At 60.5% G+C, this 21,085-nt stretch carries 8 protein-coding genes and 1 pseudogene; 1 reads left to right on the forward strand and 8 read right to left on the reverse strand.

Annotation, left to right across the window (positions count from 1 at the left end; genetic code table 11):
* Positions 1-76 precede the first annotated feature (76 nt).
* Positions 77-756 (reverse strand): annotated as a pseudogene (gene pduL / locus ACWUI2_RS01375) (phosphate propanoyltransferase).
* Positions 757-2,162: 1,406 nt separating this feature from the next.
* Between pduL and ACWUI2_RS01380 the strand changes: the two are divergent.
* Positions 2,163-2,930 (forward strand): DeoR/GlpR family DNA-binding transcription regulator, encoded by a 768-nt coding sequence (locus ACWUI2_RS01380; RefSeq protein ID WP_486981067.1) that lies wholly within the window; start codon positions 2,163-2,165, stop codon positions 2,928-2,930.
* A gap of 398 nt (positions 2,931-3,328) precedes the next feature.
* Here the strand turns inward: ACWUI2_RS01380 and ACWUI2_RS01385 are convergent, their stop codons facing one another.
* From ACWUI2_RS01385 to ACWUI2_RS01415, 7 genes are all read right to left on the reverse strand, one after another.
* The gene (locus ACWUI2_RS01385; protein ID WP_486985030.1) at positions 3,329-4,720 is read right to left on the reverse strand and encodes a Gfo/Idh/MocA family protein; all 1,392 of its coding nucleotides are present in this window, start codon (positions 4,718-4,720) and stop codon (positions 3,329-3,331) included.
* A 156-nt stretch (positions 4,721-4,876) separates the two neighbouring features.
* Positions 4,877-8,248: a hypothetical protein gene (locus ACWUI2_RS01390; protein ID WP_486981068.1), complete on the reverse strand. Its 3,372-nt coding sequence runs from the start codon at positions 8,246-8,248 to the stop codon at positions 4,877-4,879.
* 262 nt (positions 8,249-8,510) lie between these two features.
* Positions 8,511-12,035: a DOMON domain-containing protein gene (locus tag ACWUI2_RS01395; RefSeq protein WP_486981069.1), complete on the reverse strand. Its 3,525-nt coding sequence runs from the start codon at positions 12,033-12,035 to the stop codon at positions 8,511-8,513.
* 369 nt (positions 12,036-12,404) lie between these two features.
* Positions 12,405-15,863 (reverse strand): glycoside hydrolase domain-containing protein, encoded by a 3,459-nt coding sequence (locus ACWUI2_RS01400; RefSeq protein WP_486981070.1) that lies wholly within the window; start codon positions 15,861-15,863, stop codon positions 12,405-12,407.
* 674 nt (positions 15,864-16,537) lie between these two features.
* A complete protein-coding gene (locus tag ACWUI2_RS01405) occupies positions 16,538-17,197 on the reverse strand; it encodes a hypothetical protein (RefSeq protein WP_486981071.1) in 660 nt (219 codons plus the stop codon).
* A gap of 89 nt (positions 17,198-17,286) precedes the next feature.
* Positions 17,287-19,497 carry a hypothetical protein gene (locus ACWUI2_RS01410; protein ID WP_486981072.1) on the reverse strand — a complete coding sequence of 737 codons (2,211 nt, stop codon included), beginning with the start codon at positions 19,495-19,497 and terminating at the stop codon, positions 17,287-17,289.
* A gap of 4 nt (positions 19,498-19,501) precedes the next feature.
* Positions 19,502-21,025 carry a glycosyl hydrolase family 28-related protein gene (locus ACWUI2_RS01415; RefSeq protein WP_486981073.1) on the reverse strand — a complete coding sequence of 508 codons (1,524 nt, stop codon included), beginning with the start codon at positions 21,023-21,025 and terminating at the stop codon, positions 19,502-19,504.
* Positions 21,026-21,085 lie beyond the last annotated feature (60 nt).

Consider the following 21,085-nt stretch of genomic DNA (forward strand, 5'->3'; position numbering starts at 1 on the left):
GTTGTTGCTCGGGTCTTTTGAACGCCGCCAGTCTGACGGCGTCCGAAAAATTCGCATCGGTTCGTCGGTCTCTCGTTCAGGCTCGGACCAGTTCGCAGGGCGTATCCGGACGGATGTTACAGGCGTTTCCTTCGTCCGTGTCGATATGGACCTCGAGTTTCACTTTCGGATCCTCCCGGACGAGGACGTGGTCGAGGGTCAGGCCGCACGGTCCGCCGATCTTCAACTTCATGGAGCCGCCCCCTTCACCCCGTAAAAAGCGGCGTCGTCGGGGTGCATGTGAACATGGCGCATCGCCCGGATCACCCCGTGGGACATTTCCCAAAATCCCTTCGGCCCCATCAGCATGCAGCCTGGGGTGTCCTTGATGTCGCCGGAGATGCGGACCGGAATATCGAAACCGAGCGCGATGGCATCGGTGTAAGCGAGTTCGACCTGGTTGGCGTCGCGGCACGGCCCGAGGATCCGCAGATTCGAAATCACCCGACTGCGCGGCCCGATCAACGTAACGGTTTCCTTCGCCGCGTAATGCCCTTCCTGGTACAGATATTTGTGGACCTGCAATTGATACCCTTTGCCGAAAAGGGCGTCGACCGCCTCCTGGGTCAAATGGCAATGGCGGGCGCTCACGTTGACGATCAACGGATTCGGCGCCGTGGCCAACGACGGCAGCGGCTTCCCCAAGCGCCGATAAACCGCTTGGCGAACGTGGTGCTCGATGACGGCGCGGTGCGGCAATGGTTTGGATGATTGCATCATGGGCTGAATATCTACTGTCCGATTGAGGCGATTCTGGAAACGAACGTCAAGCGTTTTGAACAAAAAGATTGAAAATCTTCCAATATCTTCCATTCTTCGGTCGATTTCATTCACCCATGAGCTTTGAAGAATCCCACAACCGGCCACCGATGCGAACCTCCGCATGCATGATCCCTTCGTTCGAGAAAGCGCCGGTCGGTCTTCGGTGGCGACGGTTTCCAGGCCCCCGAAGGGGGACATCCAACCGCCCAGGGCAAGGCCCTGGGTTTCCGCCATCCGCGGAACGCGAGCCCTGAAGGGGCGACGTTCCGGGGGACCCGCCTGTTTCACCCTACCGTCATCGTTCGTGGATTGTGCGACGATGGCCGACGCCCATTTCACCCTTTCAGGGCTCTTCCTTTTTTCCATTTTTAACCCAGGGCGTTGCCCTGGGCTATAGAATTCCGCCCCTTCGGGGCTGGCGCGACGGCTGTGGCCTCCGACCGTTTCCAGACCCCCGAAGGGGGACATCCAACAGCCCAGGGCAACGCCCTGGGTTTCCGCCATCCACGGAACCCGAGCCCTGAAGGGGCGGCATTCCGGTGACCTCCAACCGTTTCCAGACCCCCGAAGGGGGGACATCCAACAACCCAGGGCAACGCCCTGGGATTCCGCCGTCCACGGACCGCGAGCCCTGAAGGGGCGGCATTCCGGTGGCCTCCAACCGTTTCCAGACCCCCGAAGGGGGACATCCAACAACCCAGGGCAACGCCCTGGGTTTCCGCCATCCACGGAACCCGAGCCCTGAAGGGACGGCATTCCGACGACCTCCGACCGTTTCCAGCCCCCCGAAGGGGGACATCCAACAGCCCAGGGCAACGCCCTGGGTTTCCGCCATTTACGGATCGCGAGCCCTGAAGGGGCGGCATTCCAGGGGCCCCGGCCTGGTTTGTTCGACCGCCATCAGCCGCAGATCACGCGACGATGGCCGCCGCCCATTTCACCCTTTCAGGGCTTTTCCTTTTCTTCCATTTTTAACCCAGGGCGTTGCCCTGGGCTATAGGATTCCGCCCCTTCGGGGCTGGCACGACCGGGTTGCCGTCATTGTTGCGAACCAACCGGACTTGAACCACGATAAACCGCCCCTTCGGGGCTGGCGCGACGGCTGTGGCCTCCGACCGTTTCCAGACCCCCGAAGGGGGACATTCAACAGCCCAGGGCAACGCCCTGGGTTTCCGCCATTTACGGATCGCGAGCCCTGAAGGGGCGGCATTCCGACGACCTCCAACCGTTTCCAAATCCCCGAAGGGGGATATCCAACAGCCTAGGGCAACGCCTTGGGTTTCCGCCTTCCACGGAACCCCGAGCCCTGAAGGGGCGGCATTCCGTTCTCACGGACGCCAAACTCACCAACCCATCGATTTATGCAAGCTGAAGAACGCCGCGCCCGAATCGTCGATTACCTTCGACAATCAGAATTCGCTTCCCTCGAAGAACTGGTCCGACAGGTCGGCGGTTCCATCTCCACCGTCCGCCGGGATCTCATCCGACTGGAGGCGGAAGGGGGAATCCGCCGAACCCATGGAGGAGCCCGGCTGAACGCGCCAAAGACGGAAGAGTTCGTCTTCACCATCCGCACGACCCAGGAAGTGGCGGAGAAAGAGCGGATGGGGCTCCTTTGCGCCGACCTGGTCGGTCCGCGGCAAAGCTTGGTGCTCGACGCCGGATCGACGGTCTTTCAGGTCGCCCGGCATCTGGAAACGAAAGAGCCGCAGATTTTCACCAACTCCCTGCCGGTCGCCAACCTCTTCGCCTCAAGCAGTCGGGTGGAAGTGATCCTTTCCGGCGGGGTCGTCTATCCGCGACTCGGGGTGCTGGTCGGTCCGCTGGCGGAGCGAGCCTTTCGAGAGGCGCACGTCGACCTGGCGATCATGAGCAGCAACGGAGTCACTGCCGACGGGATCTACAACTCACACGCCTTGTTGATCGATATCCAACGCGCGATGATCGCGGCCGCCCGGAAGGTCGTTTTTTGCCTCGACCACACCAAGTTCGGCCGCCGCTCCCTTTCGCGGCTTTGCGGCTTCGACGAAATCGACTGCATCATCACCGACGGAAAAGCCCCCCGGGATCTGCTGGACGAAATCCGGAGCCGTGGTGTCGAGGTGTTGATCGCTGGCGGATCCGACTGACACCGGAAAGTGGATTTTGAACCGCAGGTTTCGCAGGTATTCGCGAATGAAGAGTATTTAGAGGGTAACCGAAAAGGGTTGCGACCGTTCGCTTGGCGGAAACAGCGGGGACACACCCCACCATGCTCGCGCATGGTCCCCCCTCTCAAGAGGGGAATGGCTTACAAAAAGATCCCCTCTTGAGAGGGGGGACCGCTCGCTAGAGCGGTGGGGTGTGTTTCCAGGCCGGTCCGGTCGCTGCGAACCCTTTTCGGACGGGACCTATTTAGGAGGCCGAACGTATTCATGGAAAAAGCCGCCCGCGCTCCCGCGGGCGGCTTCACCCATTACACCCTCCGATTCATGGGAATCGGCCCTTCAGGGATCAGACTGATCCCCAAAATCTTTCCCAAGGTCGCTCAGACCAAAGCGGCCGGTTCCGGTTCGGACTGGAACTCGGGGAATCGGACCAGCTCGGAAACCTCGACCGGTTTTTTGGTTTTAAAACAGCGATTGGCCGCGATCCCGACCAAGATGCTGCGTGCACCGTCGAGGAAATTGGCGGCCCGGCCGAGTGGATCCGCTTCGCCGCCACGGAAAATATCGTTCAACAAACGGATGTCGCCGCCGCCATGGCCGCCTCCGGTTTGCACTTCAAAAGGAATCTCCCGAGCCTTTTCCCAATGCCGTTGCAACAGGATCATCGGACGCTTCATCCGATTCTCCAAGTCCTCCGCCTCACCCTCGAGGCTCGGATCGGTCGCCAACGCGTGCTGGCCGGCCATGTTGTGATCCGTTTTCGCACCGGCGACATAGGAACGCTCGACTACCTCGACTTCCAACCGCCCCTTGGTGCCGTTAAACATCACCCGGTAGCCTTCCCATGGACAATGGGCGTTCAAGGAATAGGTGAGAAATGCCGCATTGTCGTAGCGGACCATCACGCTCATGGTGTCCTCGATCGTGATGTTTTCACCGAACACATTATGGTCGCGGATGTAGCCATCGTGCTTTTCGGCGTCGAGGAACAGGGCCTTATGGATCGGATTCTCCGCCATATGGATCGCAAACGGATCTGATTTCGCTCCCGGCCAACCGTGGTAACGGGAAGGGAATTCGGTCAGCCCCCGCTTCTCGCCGTTGGCCCGCCCGTAAAAACCGAGTTTGCCCATCGCGAATACCGTTTCAGGCATGGCGCCAAGCCACCAATTGACGAGGTCGAAGTGATGGGTCGATTTATGCACCATCAGGCCGCCGGAGTTCTTCTTGTCCCGATGCCAACGGCGGAAATAGTCGGCCCCGTGACGAGTATCGAGCAACCACTCGAAATGGACCGAAAGAACGTCGCCGATTTCCCCCGATTGGAGAATTTCCTTCACCTTAGAGTTGCGCGGACTGTAGCGGTAGTTGAATGTCACTCGGAGATCGCGGCCGGTCCGTTCCACCGCGTCGACGATCGCCTGGCACTTCTCCGCATCGGTCGTCATCGGTTTTTCCGTGATGACGTCGCAACCGAGTTCCATCGCCCGGATGATGTAATGATGGTGAGTGCAATCGGTAGTGGTCACGATGACCGAATCAGGAGCGGTCTCCTCGATCATCCGCTCAAATTCATCGGCTCCGTAGGCCGGAAGCGGAGCGGCCAATCCGAAATCCTTTTGAGCAAGATTGTTGTAATAGGCGACCCGGGTCGGGTTGATGTCGCATAACGCCACCAATTCCCCCACATCGGCGTGGGTATCCAACAAGGCGTTAAAATACATTTTCGACCGGGTGCCCGTGCCCACGATGGCGTATTTCTTTTTCATGATTCTCAGTGATTCGTCTTTCATTTTACGGGGCGTAAACTCCCACCCCCCGTCTCCTCGTATTTCGCGTCAGGCCACCAACCAACAGGAAGGGAGCGAGACCGTCAAAATGCCATTGTTAAACCGTTGAACAGTTTCCTTCGCGCATCAGGCCAACGATCAGAGGTCGTTCGCGCCGATCGGTTGCGGAGCAATCACCAACACCCGAGGCCTTTTGCCCAGGACACTGAGCCCGAAAGAACCGCCACTGAACTGAAAGGTGTCACCTGTCACCACATCGCGCGCGTGCAACGTGCTCGGCAGCCCCAACTGCTGGTTCTGTAGGGTGAAAAAGGCCCACTCCTCCTGTTCACCGCTGTTGAAGGCGGTGAAAGCGATCTGCCCGTCGTCGTTGACATGGAACGAGGCGACGACGTTTTCCGCGGAAACCTGCAACACGTTGCCGTTTTCATAATACGGATGCCACGACCAGGGACTCTCCCAATTGAACCACCGGCTCGAAGCCCACATCCGCCAATCGATCCCCGCTTCCGGAGCGTAACTCGTCCCCCGGCTCCCAGGTGTCAGACGATGCGGATACATCTTGATCCGATTGCCATGGATCAACGAGACGCCCCAGGCGTGATTGCGTTCCACCGGATGATCCGGCCGCCACGCGTGTTCCACCGGAACCCCGAGTTGAGTCGGGTTGTATTTCGCCCGGTAGAAGTCAAGATTGTCGAAATATTCGAAAAGCGCTTCCTCGGCGGTATGATTGATGTGGGTGAACGACATGATTCCCAGAATCGGAGCCCAGCCGTCGTGACTGTAAATCAATCCCTCCGGCAGGATTTCGCCATTGAAGATCTTGTAGACCCGTTTAAACGCCTCCCGCCGCCCGAAGAAGTCGCGGGAGACCACCCGTTTCCCGGTGTCCGGATCGACGAATCCACAGCCATGCAACTCCTCGAAACACGGCTCCGCCCCCGACACGTGGTCGAGATAGATCCCCTCCATCCCGAGGTTCTCAATCATCCAAGCCGCTCCCCCGGCGAGATACTCGATGAATCCGCCGTAGGCGCATTCGGTGTCGCCGTCGAAGTCGAACCGAAACGGAACCCGGCGCATGGCTTCCCCATAATATGGATACATTTCCATATTGCGGTGCATTCCGTTGAAGCTGCCGTACCAGACCGGTCGGGTCCCTTTCGATTGCAACCAATCGTTGAAGTCGCGCCGCATATCCATCCCGCCGATTTCCCGGAACGGTTGGCCGAACGCGAAATCGGCGTTCCAATTGGCAAAGACATGATACCAGAGTTCGTCGCCCGCGATATCCAGGTAATAATCGACGAAGTGGTTCTCCTGCGCGATCCGGTCGGCCAGGGTCTCGGCGGTGAGGAAGCTCCCCGCGTTTTGACCGAAATAAAAGTCCTGTCCTTGCCGCCCGTAAGGACGCACCGGCCCGGCCATCAACCCCCATTGGTATTCGAGACGGGAGGGTTGGACAGGTTTATCAATCACCCGGAGGCGAAACATCGTGACTCCGGGCTCGTCGTCCGGCAATACCTCGATGCTGCGCGACCGGTCGACGATCGCCCAATGCTTCGCCGTCTCCGCAACCCATTGGAAACCGCGGCGCGGGGTGCCGAGCCAGACGGCGTGGTTGAATCCGATGGTGAATCCGTTGTCGATGAGACCGGCCCGGGGGATTCCTCCGGTCAGGACCGGGTCAACCGGTAAGTCGTTTCGATGATTCCGCTCGTCGTAATAAGCGTGCAGCGTGTAAAGCTCGGCGTGCTGATTCAACACCGGAAACTCCACCATCAGGGAATCGATTGTCCGTCCCGCGGCCTCCAGCGCGAAATCGATCAGGATAAAGCCGTCGAACTCGATCCGGGTCGTGGCTTCGACCGCGACCGGTCCGAGGAAACCGGAGAACTCATAGACCGCGTGCTCCGGATCGTTCGCTGCCAACGCCAAGGTTCCGGTCAACTCCGCTGGTTGTCCGTCGACCGCCGCCTTCAGACGCGGGGCACTGGCGAACAGCGGTTGTTGAGCGGCAGTCATCTGAGCCGGGAGAAACGCGTCGGGAGCGAAGGCGTAAGTTCGATCCCAGACGTGGACCTCCAAGGTATTTACCTCCACCGGTTCGAACGGCGCAGGCACAAACGAGGTAATCCCAGGGGGCTCGCTCACCCACGTCGGAATCGGTCGTCGCTGGTGGGAAACGATCCGCTCGATCGGGTTACCCGCCGTATCGAGAAAATGAACCACGACCTCGTAATCCCCTTCGCCGACCTGATCGCTCGGCACAACAATCCGTTCGCTGAGGACGCTGGCGGCGGTCTCCTTCGATTCCAACAGGCTTCCGTTTTGACGGACTTCGATCAGGAACCGGTCGGCTTGATCGCGGATGTCGCGATCATACGGATACACCCGGACGTCAAGCACGTCGCTGCTGAGAAAATACGGGGTGACGGTCACCGAGGCCCGCACCGGGCGCATCCGATAAAACCTGCGGTCAAGTCCGGCGGCGGCGGCATCATAGAAGACCGCCAAACCGAGCGCGTCGGAATCCGTCCGCAATTGATTGCCCAAACGCCACGAAGCCAAATCCTCCGACACCTCCAACTGGTAAGGGCGGTTCGGCATCCCGCGGAATCCCAGCGTCACCCCCCCCGATTCCGTGTCGACTCCGAGAGCTTCCAAAACCAACGGCGGCATTGGCGGTTGGGAAACCAGCAGGTCCGCTTCCGCCAGGATTCCGTTGGAATACCGGACATCGCCGATCACATGAAAGGCGTTATCCCGCCCAATTCGAAGAGAATGTCCACCCACCCGGTGATTGGTTCCGGTGAACCGGCTATCCAGGGAGACCCGCTGGTACTGCAATGGACCGTTGTCGGTGAGGTTTTTCAGATAGAAGTCGACGAATCGGTCGGCGGCATTCGGTCCGGTGCTCACCCCGATCGCCGCATAATAATCTTTGCCGGCTACGACCGAAAGGTTCGACTGAAGAACCGAATTGGCGGCGCCGCCATCCGGCGTGTAGATTCGGGCGGCTAAAACGCCGTTGCGCACCAATCCCCGCCCCATTTGAACCGAATGGGACATATCGAAAAAACGCCGCTCGCTGGTTCCGGCGACGGTCACCGGATTGAAAAAGACTTCGACGGTGAAACGGTCCCGATTGAAGGCGGGGGTCGGACCGGTCCGGATGTAACCGCCATCGATCCGGGTGTCGACCCCGAAGATGTTGTGCCCGCCGGTTTGCGGCATCGGGTCCGGGAACGCCGATCCAGGACCGGTCGCCGGTAGCGCGACCCGCTCGACCGTCCCATCGGAAACGAAGGACATCGGCACATTGCCAAGCTTATCCTCCCACCAATCCCCATCCGGCCGAGGATGCCCCTCGGTTCCCGTCCTTCCTTCCCAAGTCCAATGGTGAAGCGGTTGGGCGTGGCCGAAGATCGAGAAAAGCAGGAGCGCCGCCAGCGCCATCCCGAGCCGTGATGCGGATTCCCGCCGGATTTGATTTAAGAGCGTCATCTTGATGATTCGAAATCGGATATTGGACGGTTCTCCGGTCGAGGCCGCCCCAGCGAAGTTAACGTTTTGGGGCAGGGAGACGGTCCTATGTTGTCATCGATGAGTCAAACCGGTGACGAAGCGACCGCCAATTCCGAATTGGTCGAACGTTGACCACGGCTATTTCATCCGGGCATTTGTTGGGGTGCCGCCTTTCGGCGGTTCCCACTTGACTCAAAAACCGGCTAAAGCCGGGATTTGCTGCAACGGCCGCCGCCCGCCCCTACCGGGCGCCGCGCGGGCCTACGTTCAAGGGCCACCTGGTTTGGTCAATCTCCTCCGGGGCCATGATTAACACCCGGGGACGCTTGCCGAGAATGTCCAATTCGAACCGACCGTTCTCTACCACAATGGTTTCCCCGGTGACCACGTCGAGCGCGTGCATCGTCCGCGGCAAACCGAGTTGCCGGTTGTTCAGCGTGAAGCGAGCGGTCAACTCCCGCTCCTCGTTGTTGAATCCGACGAACGAAACTTGCCCGTCGTCGTTCACCCAGAACGACCCGACCACTTCGCCGTCCGCGGCCACCCGCAGAACCCCTTCGTTTTCATAATATGGATTCCACGACCACTCGGAGTCCCAGTTGAACCATTGGCTCGGCACCCACATCCGCCAATCGATCCCGCGGTCGGAAGCATAATTGGTGTGGCGTTGCGACGGGGTCGGCAACACCCGGTGGGGATACATCTTGATCCGATTGCCATGCACCATCGAGACGCCCCAAGCATGGTTGCGGTCGACCACATGGTCCTCCCGCCACGCCTTTTCCACCGGCACCCCATATTGACTGGCGTTATACTGCGCCCGATAAAAATCGAGGTTGTGGAAATTCTCCAACTGGGCGTCCTCCGCCGTGTGATTGATGTCGATGAAGGATATGATCCCGAGAATCGGAGCCCATCCGTCGTGACTGTAAACAATGCCGTTTTCCAACACTTCCCCATGGAAAATCTTATACAAGCGCTTGAAAAGCTCCCGCCGCCCAAAGATATCGCGGGTCACGATCCGCCGTCCGGTTTCCGGATCGACGAATCCACACCCGTGCAACTCCTCCTCGCAAAACTCGGCCCCATGGGTGCTGTCGAGATAAATGCCGTCCATACCGAGATTCTCAATCATCCAGACCGCTCCGCCCGACAGGTATTCGACATACCCGGCGTTGGTGCATTCCTTGTAACCTCCCCAGCTGAAGCGGGTCGGGATCCGCCGCATCGCTTCCCCATAAAACGGATACAAATCCATCGCCGGGTGAATCGCGTTCCAACCTGTATACCAAGTGGTCTTGAAACCTTGTTCGTGCATCCAATCATTGAATCCCCGCCGTTGCTCCATGCCGCCCAGGTCGCGATAAGGCTGACCGAAAATCTCCGAGTTCCAATTCGAGAAGACGTTATACCATTGGAGCCCGATTTCCTTGTAGGCGGCACCGAACCGTTCTTCCAACTCGATACGATGCTTCGGCTCGTTCCCGGCCACGTCCCGGAAGTTTCCGCCGGTTTGGCCGTAGTAAAATTGCTGCCCCCGACTTCCCAACTCCCGAAACGGTCCGGCCATCAAACCCCACTTGTATTCCAGACTTCCGGAGTCGACCGGCCTGTCGATCACCCGCAGGCGGAAAAGAGTCACCCCTTCCTCCGCGCCGGGCAAAACTTCAATGCTTTGCGAGCGGTCGCCGAACGCCCAATGCTCCGCGGTGTCGGCTACCCACTGAAAACCCCGGCGAGGGGTTCCGAGCCAGACCGCATGATTGAAACCAATCGTGAAGCCGTCGCCGATCAAACCGGCCTTCGAGATTCCACCACTCAGCGCCAGCATTTCGTCCATGTCCGGTCGGTGGTTCCGCTCGTCGTAATAGGCATGGAGCGTGTAAAGCTCGGTATGTTCCCGGTCGAATGGGAACTCCACGTGCAACTCATCGATCCGCCGTCCGTTCGGCTCGACCTTCAATTCGACGATGACGAAACCGTCGAACTCGATCCGGGTCTCCGCCTCCACCGGCACCCCTCCGAGGTCGCCGGCGAATCGATAACGGGCGTATTCCGGATCAGTCTCCACCAGCTCCAGTTCCCCGCGCAGCTCCGCCCGACGGCCGTCGACTTCGCCTACCAAACGCGGAGCCCCCGCGAACAGTCCTTCACCCGACGCCACCACTTGGGCCGGCAGGAAAGAATCACTCCGGAAGGTGTATTCCCGCAACAACACCCGCACTTCGTCCCCGTCGACTTCGACCGGCGTATACGGCGGCGGCACAAACCGGCTGACCCCACGCGGCTGCGTGATCCAGTCCGGGATCGGACGGCTCAACTCCCGCGAGAAATTCCCCAGCGATTCGCCGGCTCCGTCGAACACCGTCACCGCCAACTCGTAAGCTCCCTCCTCGATCCGGTTGCTCGGCACCACGATCCGCTGCCCGCGGCGGTCCGCCGGAACTTCTTTTGTTTCCAACGATTCCCCGCCCTGGGTGAGTTCCAAACGAAACCGGCGAGCCCCCTGCACCAACTCCTGCGAATGCAAATCGACCCGCACGTCGAGGACATCGCTACTCAAAAAGTATGGTGTCACCGACAACTGAATACGTGGATGGCGCTCCGCCAAAAAGATTCCCGACCCGAGCCGTTCGCCATCCTCCGCCGCGACATTCCACGCAACTACCAAAGCTCCGACCGGAACATCCTCGCTCAACAGCATCACTCCGGTCCGGCTGTCGGAGGCGACGGTCTTTTCCACCCGCTCCACTGCCAACGGCCGGAACATCCCGAGCACACTGCGGATTTGACGGTCGACGGTGGTGAAGGCGCCGACATCCCCGACCATCCCTTCTTCCCCCAATCCGGAATCGATGATCGAGTAGATGTTCTCCGCTTCAAGTCCTTCCCGCAGAGCGTAAATGCCGTACTCGATGGAAACCCGCTTTTCCCGGTCGGTGAGATTGATCAACTCTCCCTTCAACCCGGCCGAGCGTTCGCCGACTTCGCCGAGTTGATCGATCCGGAAAGCCGGCGCCTCCCCGGCGAAAATCAAACGCCCCATCCGGGAAAGGTCGGCCAAGTCATCACGGTCGCGCCACGACAAAAAGGCGTAGCGGTCGACCGGGAGTTTGTTGGCCCGGGCGAACCCGATTCCCCACTGCGCCCCATCCTCCGGGGGACCGTCCAACCCGAGGCTTTCAAACGAAACCCGTAACTCACCTTCCCAGCCGCCGGGAACTTCCCGAGTCGCATAACGCCAATCCCACTCCCGCGAGAAATCCCGGTGGACCCGCCCGCTCGCATCACGGTTCAACAAGAGGTCTCCGAAAGCCCCCGCCGCGTTCCCGCCAAACTGCACCGCTTCGCGACTCTCGCCCGTGATGTCCAAAAATATCTCCACCCCATCGTCGCGCCACGGCCCGCCGTTGACGATCCGCCCAGGCTCCCGATGGGTTATCCGCATCGGCCCCGGAGCCCGGTGAATCCGCCAACCGATATAAAGCGCCTCTTCAGTGTAACCGACAAATACATCGGTCGGGTCGGGGTAGCGTCGTCCGTTCTCCGAATTGATCAACGGGGGCAATTTCGCCGCGCCGATCCATTCGCGCGCGTCGAGTCGTCCATCCACCTCCGGCGACGCCACCAACCGCGGAGCTCCCACATGGGGGTAACGCTCCCAATCCGGCTCCCCGCCGGACAAACTTGAAATGGCAGAAAGAAGCGAAACCGGCAGAATCGCGGACAACAATCGGAAAGTCTTCCTGGAAAGGGTGATGTTCATCCCTCTAGAAACATCATCCCCCCTACCCCACGACAACCGGATTCTGCTCAACCGTTGAGCCCGGCGGCCTTCCAAGCTGAAATCCACACGGAACACAGAATAAAACTTCTTCGCCACTGGGAGGGATGGCAGGTCCGCCGTCGGCGTAGTCCTCAGTAAGGTCGGCTGGAAGCCAACCCTCCGATTTTGCCCTCCAGCCCGCATGAACGTTCCACAGTAGGAAGCAAAGGGAGGCAAAACATTAGCGATCACTCCTTTACCGCCATGATTTTGCCTCCAATGATTCTGTCAAAAAAATCCGTGCTTTCTTCACTTCCCTCTCCTTTGCTTCCTTCTGTAAAATCCTCCAGTTCCCCAGCCCGTTCCCCTTCAAAACTCCTCGACCGGCTCCGGCGCGAAGACCAGCACCCGGGGGCGCTTCCCGAGGATATCGAGGTCGAAACGTCCGCCCCGGATTTCAAACCGTTCGCGGGTCACCACGTCGAAGGCATACATCCGTTGCGGCAACCCGAGGGTCGCCAGATTCAACTCGAATCCGGCCGTCGCTTCTTCTTCCGTGTTATTGAATGCCACGAAGATGATCTGGTCGTTGGCGTTCGCATGGAACGAGGCCACGATTTCCCCGTCTGCGGCGACGCGCAACACGTCTCCATTTTCATAATACGGATACCAGGCCCAGTCGACCTCCCAATCGAACCATTGACTCGGAGCCCACATCCGCCAGGCGATCCCCCGTTCCGGAGCGTAGCTGTCGTCGTGCTCGAGCGCCCGGTGGGGGTAGAGCTTGATCCGGTTGCCGTGCAACATCGCCACCCCCCAGGCGTGATTCCGGTCGACGACATGATCCGACCGCCAGGCGTGCTCGACCGGGATACCGTATTGCGTCGCGTTATACTGAGCCCGGTAGAAATCAAGGTCGTGGTAATCCTCCAACTGCGCTCCTTCCGCCGTGTGGTTGAGGTCCGCGAAGGAGAGAATCCCCAGCACCGGAGCCCAGCCGTCGTGACTGTAAATGAAACCGTCCTCGACCACTTCTCCATGGAACATCTTGTGCAGGCGTTTGAACAACTCCCGGCGTCCGAAGAGATCCCGGGTCACCACCCGTTCCCCGGTCTTCGGGTCGACGAAACCGCACCCGTGCAACTCCTCCAAACAGAATTCCGCGCCCGAGGTGCTGTCGAGATAGACTCCGTCGACGCCGATGTTCTCCACCATCCACGCCGCCCCGCCGGTCAGATATTCGATGTAACCTCCCCGGGTGCATTCCTTGTAGCCGCCCCAACTGAACCGGGTCGGAATCCGCCGCATCGCTTCGCCGTAAAACGGGTGCATTTCCATCACCGTGTCCAACGCGTTCCATCCGGTGTACCAGACGCTCCGCAACCCTTTCTCGTGCAACCAATCGTTGAAACCGCGCCGCTGCTCGATCCGCTCGATCTCCCGGAACGGCTGCCCGAAGGCGAAGTCCCGGTTCCAATCGGCGTGCATGATGTACCACTCCGCCCCCAGAGCGAGATAGTTGTCCACGAACCGTTCCTCCGGCTTGATCCAGTCGATCGCGCGATCCCCTTCGACCCGACGCCAGACCGTCCCCGATTGACCGAAGTAAATGTCCTGGCCACCACGTCCGTAGGGTCTGACCGGGCTCGCGGCCAACCCCCATTTGTACCAGAGTCGGTCCGTCTCCACCGATTCGTCGATCACCCGCAACCGCAGGATCGTCACCCCTTCCTCCGCGTCGGGCAACACTTCGATGCTGCGCGACCGATCGGCGATCGCCCAATGCTCAGCGGTCTCCGTCAACCACTGGAATCCGCGGTGCGGCGTCCCGAGCCAGACCGCATGGTTGAACCCGATCGTAAATCCGTCGCCAATCAAACCGGCCCGGGAAATGCCGCCGCTGAGCAACAACATCTCGTCCGAATCCGGCCGGTGCGCCCGTTCGTCGTAATAGGCGTTCAAGGTGTAAAGTTCCGCCTGGCTCTTCTTCAACGGAAACTCCACCGCCAGGGAATCGACCACCCGGCCCGAAGCGTCGATGTCCAACTCGACCGTCATGAACCCGTCGTATTCGACCCGCGTCCGGGCCTCGACCGCAGCCCCGCCCAAATGTCCGGTGAATTTGAATACCGCGAATTCCTGGTCCGTCTCTTCCAACTCCAACTCCCCGCGCAACTCCACCGGTCTCCCGTCGATCTCGGCGACCAACCGCGGTGCGGCGGCGAAGATCGATTCTCCGGCGGAGACGATTTGGGACGGCAGAAATCCGGTCGGCTGGAATTGATAACTCCGGCCCCAGACCCGGACTTCCTTCTCCTTCACTTCCACCGGCTCGAACGGCTTCGGAACAAACGCGCTCCCCCCCCGGGGGTTGGCCACCCAATCCGGAATCGGACGGTTCAAGGCGACCGGCAGACGGCCGACCGATTCCCCCGCCGCGTCCAGAATTTCCACCCGCAACTGATACGCCCCTTCGCCGATCCCATCGCTCGGCACGACGACCCGCCGTCCCAACCGCCGGGCCGAAATTTCCTTCTCCTCAATCCGACTCCCGTCCTGATACAATTCCAAACGAATCCGATCGGCCCGACCCGCTAGTTCCTGGTTGTGGATTTCCACCCGCACATCGAGGACGTCGCTGCTCAAGAAATACGGAGTCACCACCACCCGGATCGGCGGATGGCGTTCGGCGGGCATCAACCCCGCTCCCAAAACTTCGCCTCCCTCGCCGGTCACTTTCCAGGCAATCAACAACGACCCGACCGGCGCGTCACCGGCAAGCAAATTCAGACCGGTCCGGCTCCCCGCCCCGACCGTCTTCGTCACCCGTTCGACCGCCAACGGCTCGAACCAGCCGAGGATGCTCCGGATCTGCGTCTCCGCCGTGGCGAACGACGCCACCTCTCCGGTCATCCCCTCTTCGCCGAGACCGGAATCGATCGTCGAAAAGATGTTCTCCACATCCATGCCCTCGCGCAACGCGTAGATGCCGTATTCGACCCGCACCGTCTTCTCCGTATCCGAAACTTGGATCAACTCTCCCATCAACCCGGCCGATCTCTCCGCCACCTCGCCGATTTCCAGAATCCGGAACGCCGGCGCATCCCCCGCGAAAACCAAGCGCGAGATCCGACTCAGATCAGCCATATCCCCCCGGTCGCGCCACGAGAGAAAGCCATAACGTTCGTGGGGAGTCCGGTCGGACCGCGCGAATCCGAACCCCCATTCTGCGCCCGTTTCCGGCGGACCTTCCAAGCCGAGACTGGCGAAGGGAATGCTCAATTCCCCTTCCCACCCCCCGGAAATTTCCCGCGCCGCGTAAGTCCAATCCCAACTCCGGCTCTGGTCGCGATGCACTCGCCCCCCTTCCCGGGTCATCAACAAATCGCCGTAAGCCCCCGCCGGATTTCCGCCAAACTGGACCGCCTCCCGCCCGCGTCCTTCGACGTCGATCAACAACTGCACCCCATCGTCCCCCCACGGACCTCCGTTCTCAATGTATCCCGCTTCGCGCCGCGCCATCCGCATCGCCACCGGCTGCCGGTGAACCCGCCAACCGACGAAAAGGGCCTCGTCGGTGTAACCGATGAAGACCTCCGTCTCGTCCGGATACCGTCGCCCGGTCTCGGTGTTAATAATCGGCGGCAGTTTCGCCGCCCCGAACCACTCCCTTGTATCCAACCGACCGTCAACATTCGGCGCCTCGACCAACCGCGGAGCCCCCGCCATCGGCAACCGCTCCCACGACGGTGCAAATTCTCCCAGCACAAACGAAGGCAAAACCAACACCCCGCAAACCAGGGCCCCTCGGGCGATTTTCCGTAACAAAAAAGAATACATACCTATGTCCTCGCAGGTCTGCGGGGATTTTCCAAACGAAAAAGCGTCAACGGTTGAGCATGGCGGCGTCTCCTATGCCACCCCATTTTTCTGGCGCCCTCAGCGGCCCGGGATCATCGAACCCGCTCTCGACGCGGGAAGCTTGACTCGGCGTCTTGGGCTCCCTGGCCGCTACGGTCGGGCGGCGGAGCCAACCCGACTACTGGGCCTTCAAAGTAGTGGGGTTGGCTTTGCCGCCCCATTTCCGGGCGTGCTCGAAAGCCCGGGATCATCCAACCCGCTCTCGACGCGGGAAGCTTGACTCGGCGTCTTGGGCTCCCTGGCCGCTACGGTCGGGCGGCGGAGCCAACCCGACTACGGGGCCTTCAAAGCAGTGGGGTTGGCTTTGCCGCCCCATTTCCGGGCGTGCTCGAAAGCCCGGGATCATCGAACCCGCTCTCGACGCGGGGAGCTGGACTCGGCGTCTTGGGCTCCCTGGCCGATGCGGTCGGGCGGCGGAGCCAACCCGACTACGGGGCCATTCAGGTTGTAGGACCAAATCGGAGGGTTGGCTTCCAGCCGACCTTCTTCTCAGACCGACGCCGACGGCGGACGGCAGGATGCCATCCCTCCCAGTGACAAGGAAGCTGACCGGGGTCTGCCCCCCTCTCGCGGGGCCCCGGCTACTCTCGCTCCTCCAAAAACAGCGTCAGCACGTCGCGGCGCATCCCGTCGGGCTCATGGAAACCGAGTTCATTGGGACGGCGGGGCAAGGACGAAATCCGAAGGTCGTCGACGGTGAGGCTCAAATCTCGATTGCTCCCCACCACCATCTCGAGGTCTTCGCTCGGCCGCAGGCCGAGGCGCCCGCCGCTCATCGGTTGGCGACTGCCGAACAATCTGCCGTTCACATACACCCAGATTTCCTGACCATCCCAACAGTAGGCGAGGTGGAAACGCTCCCCTTCCCGGAGCGAGGACAACACATCGTCAGTGCTCGGCCAAAGGTGCATCGAAACGAAACTCCGCTCCCCTTCGATATTGCCCCGCACCCATGGGCCGGCCCGATGGTCCCATTGGGGACGGTGGGCGTAACGCCAGACGACCTGGAAATAATTCTCCCCGTCCTGCTCGAAATTCACCAGATTCCGGGTCCACGTCTCTTGGTCGGTGGTCCGGTGGGGATCGAAATTCGCCACGACCCACATCTCGATCGTTCCCTGCCGAAAATCAATACTCCCCAAGGTCGGATAACTCCGCACTTCGGCTCCCGCCAATCCGGCGGCAAAGGATAACGATAGGCCCGCGAGGACCGCGACGGAAACGCAGATTCTTTTAACCATAACGCCAATAAGCCGATAGCACGACCTCTTCCGCCGCAACGCCGTTCTAGTCGATAGTTGACCGAAGAATCTTCCTCGTGACCCGGCCTCTACCAGTCAATGCGGGGACTGATCAGCAGATTCGAACGCGGAACAATCCCATCCGAGTAACGGACCTCGCCGATCGCGGAAAACGTGCCGACCGATCCGACCCGAAAGGCAACGTTTCCCCCGGCCCACAATCCGGTGAACATGTCGTCGATCGACACCCGGGTGTATCGCAGCGATCCTCCGTCGGTAAGATTTTTGAGATAAAAATCGACGAAACGATCCGTCGCATTTGCTCCCGTACTGACCGCGACCGCCACATAGTAATCCTTGCCGCTTTCCACCACCAACCCGGAATCCACCGGGGAAAACCCGGTCACGAAATCACCATTCGGATTGTATACGCGAACTCGCAATGTGCCGCCCGCGACGTAGCCGTTGGCTTGTTGTTTGCTGCCTTGCAGGGCGAAAAACCGGCTTTCAGTCGTGGGGTCCGGTATATTAAAAAACGTCTCCACCGTGAAACTGTTTCGGAAAAAGAGCGGTGTCAGAACCGTTCGCAGCCACCCTCCCGAAACGTCGAGTCCGTGAGTGTTGGAGTCGCCGGTTCTCGGGATCGGATTGGGAAACGTCGATCCGGGCCCGGCTTCAGGCAACAGATGCCGCCCGGGCGATCCGCTACCGACGACACCCATATGCAACCCGTTTCCGCTCTTGTCATGCCACCAAGTCCCGGAGCTGCCGGGAGTTCCGTCGCTCCCCTCCCAGGTCCAATGAAAAAGCGTCCGGGCGGCGTGCGCGGACTCCGCCCGCAAACGAAGGAAACCGCGTTCACCCTCGACCGGGGTCCGGGCGATTCGGGATTCGATTCCGTCGGTCACCCCGACCAACAAATCCTCAACATCGGTTTCGGTCCACGGCCCGGCGAGATCCGAGGCTCGTTCCGCGACTATGTCGACCATCTCCGCCGCGACGAGGGCCCGGGTGTAGGGAAGCACGAGCCAACTATCGATGACCTCCGGAGTCGGCCGGGGGGTCGCCACCCGCGGGTCGGTTCCGAAGGCGAATTCAAGGATGTTGGGAACACCGTCACCGTCCGGATCGGCCCGCGGCGCACCGTCGCTTTCCGGATCGAGTTGCCGGGCGTAAGCCCAATGGTGATACACCGTCCCCTCCGGCGCTGCCGCGATCTCGAAGATTCCACCGCCGCGCTCGATGACATGGTACCCGTGATCATATCCATCAAAGACCAACCGATTCCCAAGCTGCGTGACGAATTCGGTCGGATTGAATCCAAACAAAAGTTGATGGTCGCCCCCACCGGAAAACGAGCCGCTCCAATTGGAGATAACGATCACTCCTCCGTCGTCGACGAAGGCATCGCGGACCAACAGGGTCGCCGGACCGCCAGCGAAATCGATCGCTCCACCTCCTCCGAGCGACAACGATCCTATCTCGTCGGAGTGTCCGTTGAGTTGAAAAGTGCCTCCTGCCAATTCGACATCTACGCCGTCGGCGAACTGACCGGAATTTTCGAGAACCACCCTGCCGCCCGTTTCGATCCGGAGATCTCCCGCGACGGCGATCGCCCCGCCGGTTTTTCCCAACCGGAGCGCGCCCGATCCTCCCACCCGCATCCAACCGACGTGGGCGTTGGAGCGGTGGCCTCCGAGGATCAGATCGTTGGTTCCGCTTACCCGGACCGGTTGGTCGCCGACCAACGCCGCGTGTATCCAAATGTCGGTGCCGTTCTGCGGTTCGATCCGCGTCAACGGAGCGTCCAGGCGGAGCGTTCCCATTCCATCGGGATCGATCCAGGATGGCTCGGTCGAACCGGATCCGGCGATGGTCGTTTCGTTGTCCGGGTTGGCCCCGGTCAATCGCAACTCGCCGTCGGCCTCCATTCGGATCGTCCCCCCTCCCAACCGCAAGGTTTTGGCTCCGGTCGTTTGGAGGGTCGCTCCGATGTCGAGCACGCCCCCGAAGGAAATCCCCAACGCGGCAAGTCCACCGGCGCCACCGTCCAACAAGCCGTCGACCATGGTCCGGACCAGCGCATCGCTCCCGACGCCCCCAAGGCTCCACGAATCCGGTCCCACTTCGGTGACCGGTTCATACAGCAGGACGGTTCCTCGTTCGACCCGGAAAACGTTCGCGGTCTCCCCGACGGCATCGGGAGAGGTTCCACCGCCAAGGAATATTCCGGCGGCGGCCACCCACCAAACCGCCCCCGAGAGACCGGTGACATTACGCAACCAAATTCGAGTGTTCATGGTATCAATCGGCTGAGGATTCGCCGTTCTGTCCGACCACCACCGTTCCGGTGGCGTCGATTTTCACCGCATCGCGGTCCACGGCGGGCAGCGAGTTGCCTCGAACCACGATGCCGTCGCTTTCACCTTGAACGATTATTCCGTCGAGGAACTCACCGGTCAGGGTGTTGTTGACGACCAACCCGTCTTGGGAATCGCGCACCATGATTCCGGTCGGTTTCGTGCCGGAAGTCCCGCCGCCCACGCGAGTGAGCTGGACGACGTTACCGCTGACCACGAACTCCCGGGTGGTCTCGAGGTCGATGATCCGGTTTCCGCGCAATCCGTTGTGCTCCACGACCATGTGATTGTCTTGAATGACGACGCCGCGACTGGGGGCATTCGTCATCCGGGCCAACAATGCGTGATTGTTGTGGGGACTCGCCTGCAAACGGAACAGGATTTGGTTTCCCTTGCAAACCAAGTTCAAATTGTCGTCATGGGCCGGCTGACCGGTGCTCATGATATGAAAGGCGGACGGCAACGGAACCTCGCAGTGGACCCGGTTGTTCAAGAACTCGCAATCGTGCGAACCGTCGAACGGACGGAAGAGGGAGTTGAAGCTCATCACCCCGCCGGTGATATAGACGTCGCAATTCTCCACCCGACCGGAGCCGGTGTGATACGCGAACGCATCCTGCCCGCTCCCGCCTTCCAGCCGGAAGACCGAATCGCGGACGTATAGCTGGGACCGCAGGTAGTTCGCGTCCCGGGGCATTCCGTCGCCATGGACTTCCCAGAAAACATGCCGCCAAACCGGATTTTCGGCAACGATCTCCCCCTCGACGAACTCAATGTTCAAGCTATTGTAAGCGACCGAAAGAGGGCGATACCCGGAATCGGTCAGCCGGCAATTCCGCATCATTCCGTCGTTGGAATTCGAGAACATGATGCATTCCCCGCGAAACGCGGTGATTTGAATCTGCTCGCGCTCTTCCTTCGTCGGGGGATGATCCGACGGCATGCAGTTGATGAAACTGACGTCCTCCAACAAGGCGTCGTCGGCGCAATCCGCCAATACAACACAATGCCCGAATTCGAGCGTCGGACAGTTATTCCAATCCAAGGTGAAATGCTTCAGCCCCATGTTCACCGTCACTTCCTGACGAACGGTTGCCACCGCCTCCGTGGTGATCATGGTCCGCCGTTGCCTGATATTCGACGTCCGGGGATCCGGCTTGAACATGTCGAACAAAGTGTCGGCCTTCGCCTTCAAAATGGTTGCGTCCCGTCCCTGGCCGCGGAGGGTGAGGTTCGACGGCATCTTGATCGTTTGGGAGACAATGAAAACCCCGGCCGAGAAAACCACCTCCTCCAACTGGTTGGCTTTGGCATGGGCGATCGCGTCCAGGATCGCTTGGGTGTCGTCGGTGACGCCATCGCCGGTCGCCCCGAATTGGGCGACGTTGACACTGCTGGATGAAGGACCCGGGGCGGCCCGGACGGACCGAGGCGCGGTGACTCCGCAGGCGATCGCCGCGGCCGCCAAAGGGCCCTGCCGGAGAAAATTCCTCCGAGAGAGGCGCTCTCCCCCGGACGAAGAAGGTGG

The organism is Verruconatronum alginivorum, from assembly GCF_056590205.1.